Below are 20,075 nucleotides of genomic sequence, written 5' to 3'. Positions count from 1 at the left end.
TGAAAATAGGATTGAAAATGAAAAAGACACTTTTAGCGTTAGTTCTAGCGAGCGTTTCTACAACAGCGGCTGCTGATTCTTGGATTTACGCTGGTGCACAAGTGGGTTCAGCTGATTACAGAGGCGAAAGTTCAACAGTATACGGTGCGCACGTTGGTACTGGTATTTTGCCTTTCATCGGTGTTGAAATGGGTGCTTGGAACCTAGGTTCTTACGATTACGGTAGTCAATCAACAGATGTAACGTCTGTAAACTTTGCAATTAAGCCAAGTATCGATTTCGGTCCTTTACATGTTTACGGTAAAGCAGGCATGCACAGCTGGGAAGCTGATGGTTACCGTAAAGATGATGGTGTTGATCCATTCTTTGGTTTAGGTGTTGAATACAATATCTTCCCAATGTTCACTGTTGGTGCTGGTTATAACAACTTCACAGTAGGTGACGAAAACATTGATTTCGCTTCACTTAACCTAACGGTTCATTTCCTATAATAACAACATTGTTTGTTTTTATTTGAAATAGAGAGATACAAAAATGGCGACCAATGCGGTCGCCATTTTTATTAGTAATCAATAGAATAGTTAGTTACGATTATTGGTATTAATCAACCAGTTGATACTGCTCTTTTAATACTTTAATTATTTCCGCTTTTGGATTATCACTTAACATAATTGGTGCACCAGTAATTTTAGCGGCAATATCTAAGTATGTTTTTGATAAGTCCATCATTGCTTCGAGTGGCAATGAGTTCTCAGTTGCTAACGCAAAGCGCTCATCCATACGGTTCTTATTCAAAAGAATGTCAGGTTCAGGGAAGTGGTTCAACAAGAACTGACGGAAACCTTCTTTTGAATTTTCAATAATATGACCAGAACGGTAGGCGTTTTTATCCCAAATACGTGATGAATCAGGCGTACCAACTTCATCCATGTAAATTAATTTTTCGTTGCCTTGTGCGTCATTAACATAACCAAACTCAAATTTTGTATCAACAAAAATTTGGTCAATGTCATTTAAGGCTTTAGAGATAACCGCAAAACCTTCTTTTAACAGTTTTTCGTATAAGGCGATATCTTCAATCGAAGAGAAGTTGAAAGCACTAAAATTGTTTTCAATGTCCTTACGCGTAATGTTTACATCATCAACTTCAGAAACACCTTCAATGCCTTTTAAAACGCCTTTTGTTGATGGGGTTAATAAAAGATCAGCCAGTTCTTCGTCTTTTTCTAGGCGTTCAGGGATCTGAATACCACAGAATTCACGTTCACCATTGGTGTAAGCGCGCCACATTGAACCCGTAATGTATTGACGGCAAATCGCTTCAATCATGACTGGTTTTGCTTTTTGAACAATCCAAACAAATGGATGAGGAATATCTAAAATATGGCTATCTGCTAAATTATTATCTTTAAATAATTGGAACCAGTGATTCGAGATAGCATTTAGAGCCGCGCCTTTTCCAGGAATCCCTTTAAGTCCGCCTTCACCGTGCCAAATACAATCAAATGCTGAGATGCGGTCACTGATCACCATAATAGCAAGAGGGGCGTCAGGTGCCACGTTATAGCCTTTCTCTTTGATAAGACGACGGCTATCTTCCTCTGTTAACCAATAAACTGAACGGACTTTACCGCTATGCACAGGCTTGTCCGTACGGATTGGTAAATCATCATTCACGGCAAGTACTTGTTCGGAAAGGCTCATTATAGAATTCCTATATAAACTTATGTGTAAAAACAGAGAGCATCATACCAGAACTCTGGATCTCTGCCAGTATAAAAAGCAAACGATTGCTTTTTATGTTTGTTTTTTTCTATTGTCGAAAGGATGTTGAGCAATAGAGTCGCTATCAGTTACACTGTCTGATTAAGAAAAAATAGTTCAAAAGAGGCTAAAATGTCATCAAATAAATTACTAGCAATGGCGATGTTATTCGTATCAAACAGCAGTTTCGCTAGCATGTGTCCAGTGACGATTGAAAACGATGTTTTGTTAACTCCTAAAGGAGAAATAAAAGTCGAAAAAGCGCAAGATAAATTACGCATTGATGGCAATGGCAACGTATTTGTTAATGGTGATAAGTTAGCGCTTTCTTCAGAGCAAAAACAAGCGATCGAAGAATATCAGAAGCAGGTGTCTGGCTATATTCCAGAAGTGGTTGATTTTACAGATAAAGGAATTCTTGCTGCTCAAGATTTTGTTAGCGAAATTGAAACGTCATTTAATGCAGAAGGATCATTTGATTCTGTTAAAACGAAAATTAATGATTACGGTGATGTTGCAAAACAAAAATTCTATCGTGGCAAAGATATGATGCTAGAGCATGACTTCTTTAAAGAAGTGGATACGTCATGGAAGCAAGATTTTGAAGTCATGATTAAGAGCTTAGACAAAGAATTGTTTGCAAGCGTGTTTAACTCTTTGTCAGATAAAATGCAGAAGGGCGAACTTAATTTCACAGAGTTACAGCAACAATTTGTTGATGTTCAATCGTCAATTAAGATGAAGATGGAAGAACATAAAGTCGATATTAAGAAAGATGCCCAACATTTATGTGATTCTGCAAAAGACATTGCGATGGACGAAGAACAACTACATAAAATTGTTCCTGAGCTACAGTTGTATCCAATGTTTTCTATTTAGTGTTAATTCATCGAATAAATAGTGATGAATGACGGCCCCTTATTTATATAAAAAGACGAGTAAACACATGTTAACTACCTATCAAAATATTATGTTCTCTAAAACAGTATGCCCATTTTGTGTTAAAGCAAAAGCGATTTTGGACGATAAAGGCATTGAGTATAAAGTATTAACCGTTGATGTTGATTTAAGCAAAGAAGAAATGGTTGGCTTGATTCAAGATAAAGAGGGCATTTTAGTTAATACTGTGCCTCAGATCTTCCTTGATGGTAAATTTGTTGGTGGTCATGACGATTTAGTGGCGCTTTTTGAACGTCAAGACACCGACATGGATTTAGATGATTTTGAACTGTAGAATGTCGTTCAATTAAATACGAAATAAAGTCACAACAAGATTTTTTGTTGTGACGATATAATATATAAGAGTGATGAATATGTGGGCTTCTCTTTTAACTTTAATACAGGATGACGGCACAGTAGTGTTATGTTTTCCTGATAGCTTTCAGCCGGATGCTGAACCCACCTTAAAAGGGTTTAAAGATTCTTTAGAAGAGATTGGGGCATTGGATTTTTTCTTTGATGAAAAAATCATAATGACGATCATTAACGATGTTAAAAGTGGCATCGTTGCTCATCACCAAAATAGAAAAATTGCAGAACGTCGTAATGCCGAAGTGTTTCTTGCTGTAGAAGAGCGCGATATGAAAGCAACGATGTCTGTTATTGGTGCTTATGGTGGTCGAGATGTACAAAGTACGGACATCATAACGGCATTAACCAGCATGGAAGTGACTCGCGGTATCAGTCGAAATGCCTTAAAGAAAATAATAGTACTAGGTCGAAACTTAGCTGCTGGAGAGCGAATTTCTCAATTGGTCGCAAAAGGCAAAGAGCCTATTGATGGTTCTAACGCTATTTTTACTGCACTGGTTGAAGATTTTCGTGAACAAGTTTTACAGCCTCAAGAGAAAGAGGGTGAAGAAGATAAAGTTGATATGCGCGATCTTGGTGAGACAATCACGGTGGTTGAAGGTGATGAATTAATCCGTCGAACGCCTCCCACAAAAGGCATTGATGGTTTTACTGTAAAAGGTGAAGTGATTCATGCGACGGCAGGAAAAAACAGCAAATTACGAGCAGGAAAAGGTGCGGGGATTTCTCCACAAGATCCTGAATTGTTAATTGCAACAACCTCTGGCATGCCTTGGGTAAATGCAGAAGGTGCTGAAGTTGATAATGCGCTTTGTTTAAATGCGGTTGATATCTCAACGGGTCATGTCAAATTTAAAGGGTGCGTAATCATCAGTGGTGATATTGCACCGGAGATGATTGTTAGAGCGACAGGCAGTATTACCGTTGGCGGGTTTATTGAATCTGCAGATGTGCAAGCTCATGGTGATATTATTGCGATGAAAGGGATCATTGGTCATCAAGTAGAAGCGGGTGAGGACTACTCTTGTTTTGTTAAAGCCGGTGGTAAAATAACGGCTAAGTTTGTTCAATCGGCTAATTTACAAGCGTCTGGCGATATTGAGTTAGGTTTACACGCCATTCAGAGTTTTATAAAAAGTAAAAATGCAGTTTCCGTAATGGATAGCTCTGGGCGTAATGGCTCTATTGTTGGTGGAGAGATTTATGCAGGTTCTACAATTACAACGGTGAATCTTGGGGCTACCGCTGGCACTGAAACGTTAGTAAAAGCATTTACACGTTTTGATAAGTACAAAGAAAACATTGCAGATTTAAATGCGAAATATAAAGCAGCGCAAGAAAACACAATGAAAGTCGTTCGTGCTGAAATGGAGCTAGCAAAGATCCCTAAATCAGAAAGAACAGAAGAACAGACAATGCGTGTTAAAACGATGAAAGAAGAATCAAGTAAAGAGATTACACAATCAATGACTCGATTCCAATCAGCAGAAGAAGAGCTAAGAAAGCAATTAGCAGAGAACGTTGTTAAAGTTACTGAGCGAGTGTACCCAAGAGTGACCATTCAATACTCAGATGAACAAGTCACAACGAAACGTGAACATAGTCCATGCAAAATATATTTTAATGAATATGAAATTAAGATAGATCCGATTATCTCAAAAAATCCCCATTTAATAGACAGTTAATTCAATATTAACGATAAAAATAATAATAAAGTCGCTCATTGTAGCGGCTTTTTTGTTGCCAAAATGTATGTGTGTAAACCATGTGTTATCACTATGATAACGATAAGAGTTGATAATTCCTAACTGTGAACTGCATCGACTTTTCTACTTGCGATAGGCTTAATATTCGGGATACTTATAATAGTTAGTTTGAAAATCGTGCTTTTCAATAGGATGTTGAAGGTCGATGTTGGAATATATCGAGGGCAATTATGAGTAATGTTATTGAGTTTAATTATGGTTCATTTCTCGTTGACTCAAGTAATCAAAAATGGACTTTTTCTCAAGCGTTAAAAAGTATTATTCCCACGTTCGGAACAGTTTGGAATGCATCTGTTCATGACAAAACACCATTAAAAGAACGATTACGTTTAGAAGCATTAAACGTACTCTCGACACATATAAATGATGAATCGAATATTATTCGGTTAATCCGTTTAGCTCGAATTGAAGGTATTTCTGATTTGAGAGTCATGCTTCCTTATTCTTTAGATGAAGAGCAGATCAATTATATCCTTGCAAATACACACACGACTATTTCCCAGAAGGGCGAAGGTATTGATCTTCTTATCATTCATCTTAAAGAAAAAGAATAAAGGTTAATGTAAAATTGTTAATTTTCGATTTAATGTTAACCATTGTTCATCTGTAAAGTAGTAGCAATTATTGTTTGAGATAATGGCACTTGCGGTGCCTAATTGTTGAGCTTTATTGATTGTTTCTTGCTCTGTCAAATTACTTGAAGCCTTTAAGCGGATGAGTCTGTTTAGCTCAACCCCATTTTGTAATAACACATCACAGCTTGGCATCATCGTATTTGCTGTAATAAAGATCCATTTCTTCTGTTTAGATAAACTTTTAAGTAATTGAATGAAGTGCTGCTCGCATTGTTCATTAGTCTCTTGCGCTATGTGAGAAATACGCTGTGCAATATGTTGTGCGTATGAGTTTGAGCGAGTTGTGAATGCCATCGTTACGTTCATAATATTTACCTGCTTATCCATGCAGTGTGTATTTATACAGTACTTTTATTTTGATTAACGATCAAGCTATTTTTGATTTTTTAATCGATTTATACACTCGTAAAGTAGAGCTAAGCCAAAGAAAATAGCCAATAGCTAAGCAGGGTAGGCTTTTAATCAAACAGAATGTGTTTCATTTGGTATCATAGAAAACATACGAGTTTAAAACTGATAGAAACTAAATTATGTATGAGACGTCATTGCTAGAACCCATTTATGCATTTCTACACTGTGAAACGCCCGATGAATGGATTGATGAAGCGAAGAAGCCAGAGAATTTATCGATTATTCTTCGTGATCATTTATTGTGTGAATTGAAAGCGGCACAAAGTGCGATGTATTTAATTCGTAAATACGCAGTAGATAAAGAGAGTGCAGCCACGTTATTGGAATGGTTTAAACCTTATGAAGAATTCGTTTATAAGAAAGTAGGATCATTAGAAAGCTTGAAAGGAAAAAGTAATATATCAAAACGTATTACGGCACGAGCAGATGCAGTTTATAGCCAAGAGCTTATTGATAAAATGGTGTTATTGATAAAAGAAGAATTGCATCATTTTTATCAAGTGCTAGAGATAATGGAAGAACGAAATATCCCCTATGAAGCAATTTCAGCCAGTCGTTATGCTAAAGGGATGCTAAGTAACCTGAATTCTGGATAAGGCTGAACTAATTGCCCACCTAACGATCAGATCTTTCGACCAAGAATTATTTGAACGTATTTTAAAAGGTGGGCAAGATGAATAAATTAGTTGATATATTTTGTGATGTCGATGATTTTTGTTATCAATTCTTATCTCAATGGGAAAAATACCTTGTTGAGGCTAGTGAGAGAAAAAGAAAACGTCAGTCAGTAATGTCTACTAGTGAATGTATGACTATTGTCATCGCTTTTCATCAATCAAATCATAGAGATTTCAAGAACTTCTATATCGGGTTAGTTCATCAATATTGGAAAGGATACTTTCCAAATTTACTTAGCTACACTCGATTTGTGAGCAAAATGCCTAGCCTAATCGCCCCAATGTGTGCCTATTTTCAATCTATCAAAGGTAAGCCGACTGGCATTGCTTTTGTTGACTCCACGAGTCTTAAAGTATGCCATAACATTCGAATTCCTCGCCATAAAGTCTTTGATGGTGTTGCGAAAAGAGGAAAAGGTACCATGGGATGGTTTTTCGGCTTCAAACTTCATTTATTGATTAACCATCTTGGAGAAATTATTTCGCTGAAAATCACAGCTGGCAATGTAAATGATAGGACTCCTGTACCTGATTTATGCAAAGAACTCTCGGGGAAATTGTACGCTGATAAAGGGTACATAGGTAAAAAGTTGAGTGAGAGCTTAAAGAACTCTGATGTCGATTTAGTGACTACCTCGCGAAAAAACATGAAAGCAAAAGAGATAAGTGCTTTTGATAAGGCTATGTTATCAAAGAGATACATTATCGAAACGATAAATGACCAATTGAAGAATATCTCTCAAATTGAACATAGCCGTCATCGTAGCGTGACTGGTTTCATGCTAAATGTAATTTCAGGCGTTGTGGCTTATTGTTTAAAAAAACAAAAGCCACGAATTAAGCTATCAGAATGTGAATTTGAACTAATCCTCGCTTAAAGCATGTTTTATCCAGAATTCAGGTTAAGTAATATTATTACTCATGAGCCGAACACGCTTATCGACAAGCTTATTATTGGTGCTTTTATAGAGGCACGTTCATGTGAACGTTTTGCTAAGTTGGCTCCTTATTTAGAAGATGATTTGGCTAAATTTTATATTTCACTATTACGTTCAGAATCTCGTCATTATCAAGATTATCTTTCCTTGGCAGAACAAATTTCAGGGGGTGATATCAGTAAGAGAGTTGCTGTTTTCGCAAAAGCTGAAGCCGATTTAATTCAGTCACCAGATCATGATTTTAAATTTCATAGCGGAAAACCAATAACAATAAATTAATAATCTTATTGTTATTAATAAATAACAGATAATAAAAAAGGTCGCATTGTGCGACCTTTTTTATTTGATGTATGCTTAGGCAATTAGCGTGTGGTTATTACCATTTCTTTTTCGGTTGAAATAAGACATCAATCTCATCATCTTTATTTTTATCTAATTGGTCTTGAAGTTCTTTATCTTGTTTTCTCTTTGTTTTGTTATTCAATTCATCAAGCATATCTTGCAGTTGAGTTCGTGCTTTATTTGAATAACCATCATTTTTACTTGATAGGGCATCAATCCCTTTTTTAAGTAATTGACGAGCAGTACCTGCTTGGCCACGTTGAGTTGCTTCTTTGGCTCGCTTTACTACGTTTTCGATATTAATTCGAACTTGAATTGATTCAAGACGTGCGTTTTCAGCAACAAAGACTTGGGTATTTACACGGCCTTTTTTATGTTCCGCACGAAGCGTATCTCGTAAGCGTTTAACTAACTTCAACATAACGATGGCTTGTTTATCATTGCTTGGCACTTTGAAATTCGTGCTGTCGCCGCCAGTATAATTTGTTTTTAGCTGTTGAAGTTGTTGTTCCATGTTTTCAATGCGTGCAGGGTATGAACGATCAGTGGGTGATAATTCAGCAATTGAGCGTAAAGCGTCTAGAATTCGTTGATTTAAGCAGACTAATAACTCTTTACTGTAAGGTAAATGGTGGGCATTACTGATTAACTCTTCGGTAGAATCAATAATCATCATGTGTTTTGCAGATTCTTGTTTTTTAGCGGATTCAATTTTTGTTCTGTACTGAACAATCACATTATAGCCAATAATCAAGGTTAGTAGAATTGCAAACAGTCCAACAATAAGAGCAATATTCATAGTTTAATCATACATCCAGTAGTAATAGTTGCCAGTGTAACACCTTGTAAACTAAATGAATAGAAGGCGGCTAACTCCAAATAACAAATTAGCGCAAAGGGCTTTTAGATACTAGGAGTACATTAAGATTTATCGACATGGGATGGTATTTCTTTAATGAATTGTTATTAAACAAAAATTAAAGTTGATAAGGCTTTGAAAATAGGACTAAATAAGGATATAACTATATCGAATAAGTGACATAATTTTCGATGTAAAGGATTACAGGAATAAAATAATGAAATTACAACAACTGAAATACATTGTTGAAGTGGTTAATCACAGCCTTAATGTGTCTTCAACTGCAGAGTCTTTGTATACCTCTCAGCCTGGTATTAGTAAGCAAGTTCGATTGTTAGAAGATGAACTGGGTGTGCAAATCTTTGAACGAAGTGGCAAGCACCTTACTCGAGTTACGCCATCGGGTGAAGAGATCGTAAAAATATCTCGCGAGATTTTATCTCGAGTTGACAGTATCAAAGCGGTGGCTGGTGAGCATACTCACCCAGAGAAAGGGTTGTTGAACATTACGACGACGCATACTCAGGCTCGTTATGCTTTGCCGGATGTGATTAAAGGTTTTACTTCTCGTTATCCTCAAGTTTCTTTGCATATGCACCAAGGCACGCCAACGCAAATGTCAGATGCAATTGCAAAAGGCACGGCGGATTTTGCAATTGCAACAGAAGCGCTTCATTTATACCACGATGCCATTATGTTGCCTTGTTATCACTGGAACCGCTCGATAGTAGTAAATAAGGATCATCCACTGGCACAGAAAAAACACGTGACAGTTCACGATCTTGCTGCTTATGAATTGGTTACTTATGTGTTTGGTTTTACTGGACGCTCGGAGTTAGACAGTGCGTTTAATAAAGCAGGGTTAACACCTAAAATTGTCTTTACGGCTACCGATGCTGATGTCATTAAAACTTATGTTCGTTTAGGTATTGGTGTTGGTGTTATAGCAAGCATGGCAATGGATCCTGAAAGAGATTCTGATCTAGTTGCTATAGATGCAAGTCATATATTTGATGCAAGTACAACAACGATTGGCTTTAAGCGTGGTTCATTCCTAAAGAGTTATATGTATGACTTTATGGAACGTTTTGCACCACATCTCACTCGCCCAATCGTAGAGCAAGCAACCATGCTTAAAAATAATTATGAAATAGAAGAGATGTTTAAAGACATTAACCTTCCTGTCCGTTAAGATCGCCTCGATTTAATTTCTAGGGTGTCATCGGATGCAATCTCAGTTTTTACATATCGACCGTTTGTTAACTCAGACGGTCTTTTTTTGGCAATTTTCTGCGTTTCATTGCGCTGATTATCCATGGAGAGAATCGTACCCAGCACTTATTGAATGGCTAGAGTCACTTTCTTTAGAAGAAATAGGACACCTAAAAAACACCCCCTTAGCGCTTGCGCTTGCATTATCTCACTATATTCCTGAAGTAACGGAATTATCTCATTTTACTCAATTTCCTCTTTTGGCTGCGCCATCACAATGCATACCTAAAGGATTTAATTCAGGAATAAATGGTCGTAAGTGGCAGCAAATAACCAATTTAAGTGCGTTAAGTTCTGATTTTTACTCTCCAGAGTCTGAATGGCTAGAGTGGTGCGGTGGTAAAGGCTATTTAGGTAGAGTATTAAGCTCTACAACGAATAAAAAAGTAACTACATTAGAATGGCAACAAGAGCTCTGTGATAGTGGCCAACATTATGCAGACGGTCATTCCCTTTCTATGCGTTTTATTCAAGGGGATGCGTTATCTAAACAAGCATATTCATTGATTAAACCTCAACAACATGCGGTTGCTTTGCATGCTTGTGGTGATTTGCATTTGAGTTTAATCGAAGCAGGCATAGAGAATAACATTGAGGCATTGACGATTGCGCCTTGCTGCTTTCATTTAACTGAAAATGAAGAATACCGCCCATTATCTTTCTCTGCTCAAGATTCATTATTACGATTAAGCCGCGTTGATTTGCGTTTACCATTGCAAGAAACGGTGGTTGCAGGGAAGCGAACGCAACATCATCGTGAACAAGAGATGTGTTTTCGTTTAGGGTTTAATGAATTACAAAAATGGGTAACAGGAAGTTCGGAATATATTACGGTTCCGAGTATTAAAAAATCACTACTTGCCGAAGGGTTTGAAGCGTTTTGTCATTGGGCTGCGGCGCACAAAAGCATTAAGCTGATGGATAATATTGATTATTCAATCTGGTTAGAGAAAGGAGAGGCTGCTTTTATTCTGATGGAAAAATGTGACCTTGTTCAACATCTTTTTAAAAGACCATTAGAAATGTGGTTGTGTTTTGATAGAGCGTTGTATTTAGAAGAGTCAGGTTATCAAGTAAGAATTGGGGAGTTTTGTTTGAAAGAAGAAACGCCAAGAAATATCGTGATCCAAGCAAAGTTAGGGTGAGCCCCACTCCTGTCATTAGCTATTCATTTTTATTGGTTGAATGATAATAAAAAAAGGCGCTGAATACCTTGTTTACACAAACGTATTTAGCGCCTTTTTTGATATTTACTTATCGGCTAGACTTAAAGAACAGCGGCAATGCCTTTACATAATGGCAGCATGTTGTCTTTCGTCATACCAGCAACACTGATTCGACCTGAACCAACGATGTAAATTGCAAACTCATCTTTTAGGCGATTCACTTGTTCTTTAGACAGACCAGAGAAAGAGAACATGCCATTTTGACGTTCAATAAAGCTGAAATTAGCGTCTACGCCTTGCTCTTTTAGAGTGGTAACAAACAGAGTACGCATCTCTTGAATACGAGCTCGCATTTCTTGTACTTCTTGTTCCCACTCAGTACGCAACGCATCATCATTTAAGATGTAAGTAACGACAGCGGCACCATGAGCTGGTGGGTTAGAGTAAATAGAGCGAATAATTGCTTTCACTTGTGAGAACGCAGTAACAGAAACTTCAGGGTCTTTAGCTACCAGCGTAAATGCACCGACACGTTCATTGTATAAACCGAAGTTTTTAGAGAACGAACTCGCAACAAGTAATTCTGGGCAGTATTGAGCAAAAGTACGAAGACCAGAAGCATCTTCTTCAACGCCTTTAGCAAAACCTTGGTACGCAAAATCAAACAGTGGTAATAATCCTTTATTTGCACATAATTTTGCTAGTTCTTCCCATTCAGCATCTGTTGGATCAATACCTGTTGGGTTGTGACAACATCCGTGCAGTAATACAACATCACCAGATTCTGCTTGTTGTAAATCTGCCATCATTGCAGCGAAATCTTTCGATTTAGTTTCTGCGTTGTAGTAGCTGTATTGTGCAGTTTCGATACCAGCAGCAGTAAATACACCAATGTGGTTTGCCCATGTTGGGTTACTGATCCAAATTTTCACATTGCCTAATTGGCGTTTAATGAATTCACCAGCTACACGAAGTGCACCAGTACCACCAGGCGCTTGTGCTGTTTGAGTGCGTTTTTCTGTAATGACATCAGCGTTATTGCCAAACAACAGTTTTTGAACGGCTAGGCCGTATTCTGCAGTACCTTGGATGGTTAAATATGACTTTGTTTTTTCAGTATCAAGCAATACAGCTTCTGCTTTTTTTACTGTTTTCAATACTGGAGTCTGACCCGCTTCGTTCTTATAAATACCAACACCTAAGTTGATTTTTTCAGCACGAGGGTCATTTTTAAATTCATCAGTTAGGCCAAGAATTGGATCAGCTGGAGCGGCAGAGATTTTTTCAAACATAGTCATCATCCATGGTGAGATTAAAATAAAAAGTTTAAGAACGGTTTAGTTATTTATACCCGTTTACCTTGTAAGTTTGCAACGATTAGATAACGAAAAAAGTGATTTTTAATCGTAAAAAGGAAAAAGAGAGGCAGAATGGTAATAAATGACAACAGAACGGCATTTTAAATACCGTTCTGCTGAATGAAAGCAAGGTTAGTAATTGATTTTAATTTTGTTTGACGCTGCGATAGCATCTTCAATTGCTGACTCAAGATTGTCTCTGCGTGTTATGGCGACCCCTAAGCGACGACGCCCATCAATTTCAGGTTTACCAAATAATTTTATTTGAGTTTGTGGTTGGCTCAATGCCTCTGCCAGTCCATCAAAACGAATATTTGTAGAGGTACCTTGACCTAAGATCACAGAAGAGGCAGAAGGACCATATTGAACGATGTTATTGATGGGCATTCCCGTAAACGCACGAACATGCAGAGCAAATTCAGACATTTCTTGAGAGATTAACGTTACTAATCCAGTATCATGTGGGCGAGGTGAGACTTCATTGAAATAAATATCATCGCCTTTAATGAAGAGCTCTACACCAAATAAACCATAACCGCCTAATGCGTTAACGACTTTTTCTGCCGCGTCTTGTGCTTGTTGTAATGCCGCTTCCGTCATTACTTGAGGTTGCCAAGACTCGCGGTAATCACCATCTTCTTGTCGATGACCGATAGGATCACAGAAATGAATGCCATCAACCGCACGGATAGTTAACAGTGAAATTTCGTAATCAAAATCCACAAAACCTTCAACAATAACGCGACCTGCTCCCGTTCGTCCGCCATCTTGCGCGTAGTCCCATGAGGTTTTAATATCATCCTCGGTCTTGATGACGCTTTGTCCTTTGCCTGATGAACTCATTACCGGCTTAATTACACACGGCATACCTACAAATTTAACGGCGTCGACCAGTTCTTCATAGCTGTCTACAAAACGATAAGGAGACGTCGGTAATTTTAATTCTTCAGCGGCTAATCGACGAATGCCTTCGCGGTTCATGGTCAATTTAGTCGCGTTAGCGGTTGGAACAACGTTAAGGCCTCGTTTTTCTAATTCAACGAGTTTGTCTGTGGCAATGGCTTCGATTTCAGGCACGACATAATCTGGTTTTTCTTTTTCAATGACTTCTTGAAGTGCATCAGCATCTAACATATCAATGGCATAGCTACGGTGTGCGACTTGCATTGCTGGGGCATTTAAATAGCGATCAACCGCAATAACTTCCAAACCAAGGCGTTGGCATTCAATAGCCACTTCTTTGCCTAATTCACCGGAACCAAGCAATAATACTTTTGTAGCTGAAGACGATAGAGCAGTACCAAACATAATGAATTCTCATGATAGATAGTGAAATATGCCGCTATCATACTAAAATTAGATAGATACGCAAACGATTGCTTTTAATTTTTTATTGGTCTTTTATGCATCAATGTGGAAGAGAGTTCACACTACTGATTTGTTTGTTGATACAGTGAATCGCTTGGGTTGTATTCACTACCTCTACTGGTATGCTATTTTTTTTATATTAGCAGCAGTACTTCATTATGGATGTTCAAACCACTTATGTGCCTCACTCAGGACCTGTACAGCAATGGGCTTTTTATGGACTTTTAGAAAATAAGAAATTTGTTGTAAGCGATTGTATTGATATTAAAGATACGCCAAATGGCTTAGGTAATCCGGTATGGTTAGCGCAACAGAAAGTGGCCAAAGATAACGCGCCAGTGGTGGATCTTTTATTAAAGAAAGGGGCAATATTTGTGGGTAAAACTCAAATGGATGAGTTTGGTTTTGGACTTCATGGTAATAACCCACATTACGCTGCGATTAAAAACCCAAACAGTGAAGGGCGGTTAATTGGTGGGTCATCTTGCGGAGCCATTGCGGCGGTCGCGAATGGATTGGCTGATATCGGCTTAGGCACGGATTTAAGTGGTGGAATACGAGTCCCTGCGGTATACGCTGGTTTATATGGTTTTAAATCGTCTTCTTATGCCGCGAATATGAAAGGGGTTTATTGCATTGCAAAAGAAGAAACCTCTTTAGGCTGGGTTGCTAAGAGTTTGTCGGACATTAGAAAAGTCGCGACGACATTAACTCCGATGTCTCCATTAATGACGGTCGATCGCATTGTCGTGCTAGACAGCTTGTTTCTTGATGTTCCAGAAGAAGCAAAGGTAAAACTAGAACAATTACTTGAGGCATCCCCTTATTATAAAGTCGTTCGTAGTAAAGCGATCAGTAAAATAATAACCATGAAAGCCGCCGAAAGTTTTAAAGTCATTACCGCGACAAGAGGGCTACGTAATATAGAACCGTGGGTTGAAAAAAACCACCCAATGCTCAGTAATGAAATTAAAATGCAATTGAAATGGTTATCTTCATTAAAGTATAAAGATGAGCGAATTGCCCTAGAACAAAGGGATCTTGTTAAATCGGTTTTAGAGTCACTTTTAGATGAAAAAACACTGTTGCTACTGCCAACGACCGCTAACATTGCCCCACCAGAAACGGCGACGGATGAGCAGTTATACAAACTTAACTCATTGATATTAAAATACACATCATTAGCCAGTTTAGCTGATTTACCTCAATTGCATCTTCCGTGGTTTACTGTGAATAACTCACCTTGGGGAGTGTCATTAATCGGTAAAAAAGGAATGGATAGACAACTAATTGATGCGGCTATTCGATGGAAAGGGAACCAATAAACAGAGATAAAAATAGAGGAGGCTGATGCATCCTCTATTTTTTTAAGTCAAAATCTATAAAGACACGTATTCTAATATCATGTTTGGACTCAGATCTTTAAGAGTACAGGTCGTAATCGCTAAATGACTGATTGCCCCTTTGTGATCTTCAACCAATGCCGCTTTTTTGATTTCAGATAAGGCTTCGCGAGACATATTTGCATGAATTAATGCGACTTGAAGTGGGGGTAAACTCGGGTTAAATGCTGCGTTTTCCGCGTACATACCGTGGTAGATATTACCGTTATTCATTTCTAAAGCGACACCACTAAAGTTTTTTGAATAAGGGGCGTGGCTACGATTTGCAGCATCAAATGCTTGCATTAGTAATGGAGATGTCGATTCAAAGTTCAGTTTATGTGATGTTGTGGCTAACAAACCACCTTCAACACCTAAGTCTTTAGGACCAAACGATTCTGGTAAATACGCTTGCAGAGATTTTTCATCACGTTCTGGTAATTGCACCATTAATGAATCGGCCGTTGTTAACTCATTCATAAATTGACGACAATGCCCACATGGGCTGAAGTTGATCGTGATGTCTGAAATCCCTGTTTCACCATGAATCCATGCATGGCTGATTGCAGATTGTTCAGCATGAATAGTTTGGCCTAATTGAACATTACTGAATTCCATGTTGGCACCAAAATATAAGTGTCCAGAGGTGCCGCGAGCAATCGCTCCAACATAGAAATTAGAAATAGGAGCAACAGAAAATGCCGCCGCTAAAGGAAGCAGCGCTAATCTTAATTCTTTATCCGTTAATTGACTTTGAGCCAATAATGCTTGGAATTGATCTTGAGTGATAACGCCAGTGAATTGCTCATTAACTAAAGGGGCGATCGCTGTATTAAGAGAAGAAGGAAGGGTATCCATGGCTTCTTGTAAGCGTTGTTGTAGGGCGTTCTTATGTAGAGTGGTCATTTGTATGATCCTTCTTAAGTTTTATGGGATCATTTTAGAGGGAATAAGAAATGAAACATAGATCAATCTCACACTCAATGATGCAATTTTTCATTAATTACATCATTGAGAGAGAGGTCACACCATATTTGATGATATTTTACTCAGTAGTTACTGCATCATTAGCATTAATGAGTAAATGATTGGAGCCACAAGCGAAGTTATTATCCCGCAGATAACCAAGGCCAACGAGCTAAATGCCGCATCTTGAAGGTAAGGAATTTGAATGTTGCTGAGTTAGCATTGGCCCGTCTAAAAAAGCCAATTTCACCATCGCTGTTTTTTTAAAAGGTATCGAAAATATAATTATCGGGGATTTTATAACTGTTTTAGCCCTATTTCATGAGTTTTAGATACACTTATCCTACAAACCTTATTATGCTGCCCTCAATTCTGACTGAACTATCGCATGGGTGACTAAATCATTGACCGAATTTCCGACTCGGAAATTCGTAAACACCAGACGACTTTCACATAAAATACATTCGTACGGATCTACTTTTACATATCCTTTTAACATTGCGGCATACCCTGGCATTTTCGGCTCAGCTTCTATTGTCATACCTAAAGCTGCATAAACTCTAGGCAGAGCTTCTCCACGACGACGCATTGATAAAAAACCGTAGTATCGGATCATCTTGAAATGTTTATCAGGATAGTGCTCTACTATCCGTCTTATCATCTCTTCTGGTGATAATGTTAGGCTGTCTGTTGTTCCTGTTCGATGGTCTAAATAATTAAACGTTATCATTCCGCCTTTGGCGTAATGACTTAAACGTGACGCTGAAATCGGGGGCCGTTTTAAATACCGACCAAGATAGTTCATCGTCGGTTTTACATTATTTGTCTTTTTAGCAAAATGAAGCTTCCAACGACGATTATATTGACTGCTTAAAAAGCGTGACCAATCCGTTTTATTACGGATATAGGGGCATTCTTCGCTTGATAAATCAAGCTCATAATAAGCCTTACCCAATAAACTGACGATAGCCGCTCTCCAACAAGGCTCTGTCGTTTTCATTTGGAAGTAAATGGGTTTCCATAAACCGGTACGTTCACAAATTCCCCCACGAGTGACCGATAAATGTAAGTGCGTATTCCAATTCAGTTTTCGACCGTAAGTATGAAGAGCACAAAAGATACCGACATCTATTCCTTTATCTTTTGCCCATCCCAGCAGAATGTTTGCAGCACATTTGAATAATTTATTTAACAGCCAACGGTTATGACGAAAGATAGGCCATAGCGTGTTTGGAAGGGTAAAGGTGATGTGTTGATATTCGCATTCAGGGAAGACATGTTGTTGCTTTTGTATCCATCGCTCTGTGGCTTTCATGCCACAGCTACTGCACGCTCGAGATTTACAGGTTTGGTGAATATATTTGATATGGGTACAGTCAGGGTTGCAACAATGATATTCGCGAGAGCCAAAAGCCGCTGTCCCACAGGACAGCATCTTTGTGACATTTTCAATCACGACCGCTCTTAGGTTAGCTTTGTTATTATGAAGAAATTTAAGCCAGTTATTTTGACTATTAAATAATTGTTTCAGGGGTTTATATGCGTGCATGGCGATAGGATAAACGATTTATTGGCAACAATGGAAGAGGTTGAGTCCTTTTGATTTGCGCCGTAGGCGCCTATTGTTCATGCCATTAAAATAGGAATAACACTCAACAATAGAGGGTTATTTAATGGGTGAGGGTAGCGCTTTGCAAACCAACGAGCAGAATAGAAAACAATAACAGTCAGAATTACCCACATTAGTGCTTACCTCTTTCAAGGCGATCAATAAATAATGAAAGACAAACGAGCACTAATAGCGAACCACCAGCAGTGCTGACAATAATGGGTATTGCATTGGTCAGCAGTAAATCGAAATGCGTCATTAAACCAACCGAAATTGGAATAAATAAGATTAACATATTACGCATAAAGAACTGACAGCCAGTGGCCGTCCAATCTGGCTTACAGACACCAACCACCATGGCGGTAAATAATATCAGCATCCCAATAATGCTGCCAGGTACCGATATGGATAACCAAGATTGAATGCCATTTCCTGCAAACAAAGAAGCAAAGATCCAAAGATCCAAGCAAAAGAGTAAATATATTTAATCATGATACTAACTGTTGTACGTAATTATAAACGGCGCGAAGAATCGCAGTCTTTTTCTCATTACCTTCAGACTCAAGGTATAAGCTTTCAAAGCGTGTTTCGTAATCAGACATGTGCGTCTCAAAATAATCTTGTAGATGCGCTTGCCAACGTAGTTGTTCTGATTCATTTAACGTGTGCGGGAAGTTACGAGCACGATAGCGGAACAATAATGGCTTGATACGAGGATCACTCACATTCGGTTCAAAATCAATAAGCTGTTCAGGCGTTGATTGACGGATCATATCAATGGCTGTTTTATCTGCATGAGAGAAAAAGCCATCATAAAGTAAAGTATCTACATTTGACGATTTCTCATAGCCAGGTTCAATATTGTATAAGTCGATCAACTTTTGGCGAATTTCTGGGTTTTCACGAATCACTTTCAAGTTTCGCAAACACGCTTCACGATCAACATTAAGCGCGATAGCATTTTCAGCCGTTAACGTTTTTGCTGGGGCAAGAATAGGGCATTTGTTAAGATGAACAAGCTTAACAGGGACCGGTAATTCATCAGGACCCAATTCAGAACGCTTGGTATACATACGTTGGTGTAATTGTTCTGCATCTAGCTCAAGAAAAACCGCAGGGTCTAACGCTAAATCAATCGTGATCACCGCATTGTTGTTGGTTGGATGCCAAGCAACAGGCACAATCCAACTGATGTTTCCTCTATCGACGCCGAACATACCAGATACGTGCATCAATGGCGTCATTTCAATAATGTCGATTAATGTCGCCGCTTTCTTTTTATGGCGCATAGAAAGTAGGTAGTTAAACATTTTAGGCTGTGCTTTTTTCACAACTTTAGCGAGCTCAATTGTCGCAATAACATCGGCCATCGCATCATGGGCGTTTTCATGCTCAATGCCGTTTGCTTGAGAGAGTTTTTCTAATCTAAAGCTTGGCTTGCCTTCTTCGTCTTTTGGCCATTCAATACCTTCAGGACGTAGCGCATAAACAGCACGCATCACATCAAGTAAATCCCAGCGTGAATTACCATTTTGCCAGCTCCAACCATACGGTTCGAAGAAGTTGCGATATAAGGTGTAGCGAGAAACTTCATCATCAAAACGAATGTTGTTATAACCTAAAGAACAGGTGTTTGGTTTTGATAGCTCGTTATGGATTTGAGCAATAAACTCAGGCTCAGACAGACCTTTACTGACCGCCATTTGCGGAGTAATGCCAGTAATCAAACACGCTTCAGGAGAAGGTAAGTAATCGATAGGAGGGCGACAATAAATGACTAATGGCTCACCAATAATATTAAAGTCTTCATCGGTTCGCACACCTGCAAATTGGCAAGGGCGATCTAAAGAGGGACTTGTTCCCCATGTTTCATAATCAAAGAAGAAGAAACTTGGTGCGTTATCCTGCGGCATAAATGTGTCCAATTAATAGCAATGCATTAATTATCAGAGATCTATCACATAATCGCAAGGCATTAGAAGAATAAGCGAGATGAAAATTTACAGAGGACTTCGTTTGATTGAATTTCCATTTATTGAATAGATAGTATTGCGATATAAAACCACATAAAGGCTATCATTAGGATGCAAGAATTACGGAAAGTACAATTATATATTGTAACAAGCACGTTCGGTGTCATATTTAAGTTGGAGTGCCTAAATTGAAGAAGACATAGTTAGTTGTTCTGCTGTTGCTAACTGGTTGGCTTTAATTTAAGTATTGTAAGCTGATGTGAATTACACCGTCTTCT

Annotated in this window: 18 protein-coding genes and 3 pseudogenes; 11 read left to right on the top strand and 10 right to left on the bottom strand. The window is 38.3% G+C overall.

The window, feature by feature from the left end; all coding sequences use genetic code 11:
• The first annotated feature begins 17 nt into the window (after positions 1-17).
• Entirely contained in the window at positions 18-491 is a 474-nt protein-coding gene (locus tag VSAL_RS08985; protein ID WP_023603452.1) for an outer membrane beta-barrel protein, read from the top strand.
• 109 nt (positions 492-600) lie between these two features.
• On the opposite strand, the gene VSAL_RS08980 is transcribed toward VSAL_RS08985, so the two are convergent.
• Positions 601-1,704 (bottom strand): phosphoribosylaminoimidazolesuccinocarboxamide synthase, encoded by a 1,104-nt coding sequence (locus VSAL_RS08980; protein WP_012550315.1) that lies wholly within the window; start codon positions 1,702-1,704, stop codon positions 601-603.
• A gap of 192 nt (positions 1,705-1,896) precedes the next feature.
• On the opposite strand from VSAL_RS08980, the gene VSAL_RS08975 reads away from it, so the two are divergent.
• The 4 genes from VSAL_RS08975 to VSAL_RS08960 all read left to right on the top strand — a co-directional run bounded on the left by VSAL_RS08975 (position 1,897) and on the right by VSAL_RS08960 (position 5,395).
• Positions 1,897-2,643, top strand: coding sequence for a DUF2884 family protein (locus VSAL_RS08975; RefSeq protein ID WP_012550314.1), 747 nt, complete (start codon positions 1,897-1,899; stop codon positions 2,641-2,643).
• 67 nt (positions 2,644-2,710) lie between these two features.
• Positions 2,711-2,998 (top strand): glutaredoxin domain-containing protein, encoded by a 288-nt coding sequence (locus VSAL_RS08970; protein ID WP_012550313.1) that lies wholly within the window; start codon positions 2,711-2,713, stop codon positions 2,996-2,998.
• Positions 2,999-3,077: 79 nt separating this feature from the next.
• On the top strand, positions 3,078-4,760 hold the full coding sequence (locus tag VSAL_RS08965) for a DUF342 domain-containing protein (protein WP_044583263.1): 1,683 nt from the start codon (positions 3,078-3,080) through the stop codon (positions 4,758-4,760).
• Between the two features lie 251 nt (positions 4,761-5,011).
• A complete protein-coding gene (locus VSAL_RS08960) occupies positions 5,012-5,395 on the top strand; it encodes a hypothetical protein (RefSeq protein WP_012550311.1) in 384 nt (127 codons plus the stop codon).
• Between the two features lie 3 nt (positions 5,396-5,398).
• On the opposite strand, the gene VSAL_RS08955 is transcribed toward VSAL_RS08960, so the two are convergent.
• Positions 5,399-5,782: a SulA-like leucine-rich domain-containing protein gene (locus VSAL_RS08955; RefSeq protein ID WP_026025376.1), complete on the bottom strand. Its 384-nt coding sequence runs from the start codon at positions 5,780-5,782 to the stop codon at positions 5,399-5,401.
• A 224-nt stretch (positions 5,783-6,006) separates the two neighbouring features.
• Here VSAL_RS08955 and miaE (VSAL_RS08950) point away from each other — a divergent pair.
• The 3 genes and pseudogenes from miaE (VSAL_RS08950) to miaE (VSAL_RS08940) all read left to right on the top strand — a co-directional run.
• Positions 6,007-6,471, top strand: a pseudogene (miaE, locus tag VSAL_RS08950) (tRNA isopentenyl-2-thiomethyl-A-37 hydroxylase MiaE); the annotation flags it as partial.
• Positions 6,472-6,560: 89 nt separating this feature from the next.
• Positions 6,561-7,442 (top strand): IS982-like element ISVsa6 family transposase, encoded by an 882-nt coding sequence (locus VSAL_RS08945; RefSeq protein ID WP_012548944.1) that lies wholly within the window; start codon positions 6,561-6,563, stop codon positions 7,440-7,442.
• 33 nt (positions 7,443-7,475) lie between these two features.
• A pseudogene (gene miaE, locus VSAL_RS08940) lies at positions 7,476-7,781 on the top strand (tRNA isopentenyl-2-thiomethyl-A-37 hydroxylase MiaE); the annotation flags it as partial.
• Between the two features lie 97 nt (positions 7,782-7,878).
• Here miaE (VSAL_RS08940) and VSAL_RS08935 read toward each other — a convergent pair.
• The gene (locus VSAL_RS08935) at positions 7,879-8,643 is read right to left on the bottom strand and encodes a hypothetical protein (RefSeq protein WP_012550309.1); all 765 of its coding nucleotides are present in this window, start codon (positions 8,641-8,643) and stop codon (positions 7,879-7,881) included.
• 277 nt (positions 8,644-8,920) lie between these two features.
• Between VSAL_RS08935 and cysB the strand changes: the two genes are divergently transcribed.
• On the top strand, positions 8,921-9,895 hold the full coding sequence (cysB, locus tag VSAL_RS08930) for an HTH-type transcriptional regulator CysB (RefSeq protein ID WP_012550308.1): 975 nt from the start codon (positions 8,921-8,923) through the stop codon (positions 9,893-9,895).
• A 34-nt stretch (positions 9,896-9,929) separates the two neighbouring features.
• Positions 9,930-11,120 (top strand): methyltransferase, encoded by a 1,191-nt coding sequence (locus tag VSAL_RS08925; RefSeq protein ID WP_012550307.1) that lies wholly within the window; start codon positions 9,930-9,932, stop codon positions 11,118-11,120.
• Positions 11,121-11,242: 122 nt separating this feature from the next.
• Here VSAL_RS08925 and VSAL_RS08920 read toward each other — a convergent pair whose 3' ends face one another.
• Positions 11,243-12,433: an amino acid aminotransferase gene (locus VSAL_RS08920; RefSeq protein WP_044583262.1), complete on the bottom strand. Its 1,191-nt coding sequence runs from the start codon at positions 12,431-12,433 to the stop codon at positions 11,243-11,245.
• Between the two features lie 198 nt (positions 12,434-12,631).
• Positions 12,632-13,807 carry a formate-dependent phosphoribosylglycinamide formyltransferase gene (gene purT / locus VSAL_RS08915; RefSeq protein WP_012550305.1) on the bottom strand — a complete coding sequence of 392 codons (1,176 nt, stop codon included), beginning with the start codon at positions 13,805-13,807 and terminating at the stop codon, positions 12,632-12,634.
• Positions 13,808-14,025: 218 nt separating this feature from the next.
• Between purT and VSAL_RS08910 the strand changes: the two genes are divergently transcribed.
• Complete coding sequence (locus VSAL_RS08910; RefSeq protein ID WP_012550304.1) at positions 14,026-15,192, top strand: amidase family protein; 1,167 nt, start codon at positions 14,026-14,028, stop codon at positions 15,190-15,192.
• 54 nt (positions 15,193-15,246) lie between these two features.
• On the opposite strand, the gene cdd is transcribed toward VSAL_RS08910, so the two are convergent.
• The 5 genes and pseudogenes from cdd to sbcB all read right to left on the bottom strand — a co-directional run bounded on the left by cdd (position 15,247) and on the right by sbcB (position 19,737).
• On the bottom strand, positions 15,247-16,155 hold the full coding sequence (gene cdd / locus VSAL_RS08905) for a cytidine deaminase (protein WP_012550303.1): 909 nt from the start codon (positions 16,153-16,155) through the stop codon (positions 15,247-15,249).
• A gap of 150 nt (positions 16,156-16,305) precedes the next feature.
• Positions 16,306-16,404 (bottom strand): annotated as a pseudogene (locus VSAL_RS23845) (CidB/LrgB family autolysis modulator); the annotation flags it as partial.
• 166 nt (positions 16,405-16,570) lie between these two features.
• A complete protein-coding gene (locus tag VSAL_RS08900) occupies positions 16,571-17,764 on the bottom strand; it encodes an IS91-like element ISVsa9 family transposase (protein WP_012548955.1) in 1,194 nt (397 codons plus the stop codon).
• Between the two features lie 193 nt (positions 17,765-17,957).
• A complete protein-coding gene (locus tag VSAL_RS08895; RefSeq protein ID WP_012550301.1) occupies positions 17,958-18,290 on the bottom strand; it encodes a CidA/LrgA family protein in 333 nt (110 codons plus the stop codon).
• 22 nt (positions 18,291-18,312) lie between these two features.
• A complete protein-coding gene (sbcB, locus tag VSAL_RS08890; RefSeq protein ID WP_012550300.1) occupies positions 18,313-19,737 on the bottom strand; it encodes an exodeoxyribonuclease I in 1,425 nt (474 codons plus the stop codon).
• Positions 19,738-20,075: the final 338 nt, after the last annotated feature.

The organism is Aliivibrio salmonicida LFI1238, from assembly GCF_000196495.1.
Taxonomy (GTDB): Bacteria; Pseudomonadota; Gammaproteobacteria; order Enterobacterales; family Vibrionaceae; genus Aliivibrio; species Aliivibrio salmonicida.
The sequence above is the reverse complement of the archived record's forward strand: the minus strand, read 5'-3'. Positions and strand labels throughout refer to the sequence as shown.

Coding starts and splice junctions, on each gene's coding strand:
- VSAL_RS08985 (WP_023603452.1), top strand. CDS start 18: ATGAAAAAGACACTTTTAGCGTTAGTTCTAGCGAGCGTTTCTACAACA.
- VSAL_RS08980 (WP_012550315.1), bottom strand. CDS start 1,704: ATGAGCCTTTCCGAACAAGTACTTGCCGTGAATGATGATTTACCAATC.
- VSAL_RS08975 (WP_012550314.1), top strand. CDS start 1,897: ATGTCATCAAATAAATTACTAGCAATGGCGATGTTATTCGTATCAAAC.
- VSAL_RS08970 (WP_012550313.1), top strand. CDS start 2,711: ATGTTAACTACCTATCAAAATATTATGTTCTCTAAAACAGTATGCCCA.
- VSAL_RS08965 (WP_044583263.1), top strand. CDS start 3,078: ATGTGGGCTTCTCTTTTAACTTTAATACAGGATGACGGCACAGTAGTG.
- VSAL_RS08960 (WP_012550311.1), top strand. CDS start 5,012: ATGAGTAATGTTATTGAGTTTAATTATGGTTCATTTCTCGTTGACTCA.
- VSAL_RS08955 (WP_026025376.1), bottom strand. CDS start 5,782: ATGAACGTAACGATGGCATTCACAACTCGCTCAAACTCATACGCACAA.
- VSAL_RS08945 (WP_012548944.1), top strand. CDS start 6,561: ATGAATAAATTAGTTGATATATTTTGTGATGTCGATGATTTTTGTTAT.
- VSAL_RS08935 (WP_012550309.1), bottom strand. CDS start 8,643: ATGAATATTGCTCTTATTGTTGGACTGTTTGCAATTCTACTAACCTTG.
- cysB (WP_012550308.1), top strand. CDS start 8,921: ATGAAATTACAACAACTGAAATACATTGTTGAAGTGGTTAATCACAGC.
- VSAL_RS08925 (WP_012550307.1), top strand. CDS start 9,930: ATGCAATCTCAGTTTTTACATATCGACCGTTTGTTAACTCAGACGGTC.
- VSAL_RS08920 (WP_044583262.1), bottom strand. CDS start 12,433: ATGTTTGAAAAAATCTCTGCCGCTCCAGCTGATCCAATTCTTGGCCTA.
- purT (WP_012550305.1), bottom strand. CDS start 13,807: ATGTTTGGTACTGCTCTATCGTCTTCAGCTACAAAAGTATTATTGCTT.
- VSAL_RS08910 (WP_012550304.1), top strand. CDS start 14,026: ATGGATGTTCAAACCACTTATGTGCCTCACTCAGGACCTGTACAGCAA.
- cdd (WP_012550303.1), bottom strand. CDS start 16,155: ATGACCACTCTACATAAGAACGCCCTACAACAACGCTTACAAGAAGCC.
- VSAL_RS08900 (WP_012548955.1), bottom strand. CDS start 17,764: ATGCACGCATATAAACCCCTGAAACAATTATTTAATAGTCAAAATAAC.
- sbcB (WP_012550300.1), bottom strand. CDS start 19,737: ATGCCGCAGGATAACGCACCAAGTTTCTTCTTCTTTGATTATGAAACA.